The following is a 231-nucleotide window of genomic DNA, read 5'->3' on the forward strand; positions in this document are numbered from 1 at the left end:
GCTGGTGCGTCTGGAAGAGAAAGTGGCGGAGCTGGGCATCAACGGCCTGGACGCAGACTTCCTGCGCATGTTGAAGCGTAAAGGCTTCGCCGATGCGCGTCTGGCTAAGCTGGCGGGCGTGCGTGAAGCGGAAATCCGCAAGCTGCGCGACCAGTACGACCTGCACCCGGTTTACAAGCGCGTGGACACCTGTGCGGCTGAATTCTCGACCGATACCGCATACATGTACTC

At 60.6% G+C, this 231-nt stretch carries 1 protein-coding gene; it reads left to right on the plus strand.

The window, feature by feature from the left end; translation table 11 throughout:
• Positions 1-231, plus strand: a 231-nt coding sequence (locus tag RTW80_RS31015; RefSeq protein WP_312722107.1) for a hypothetical protein, incomplete at both ends; no start/stop codon positions are given.

The organism is Escherichia sp. AM3 (genome assembly GCF_032029835.1).
GTDB lineage: Bacteria > Pseudomonadota > Gammaproteobacteria > Enterobacterales > Enterobacteriaceae > Escherichia > Escherichia coli.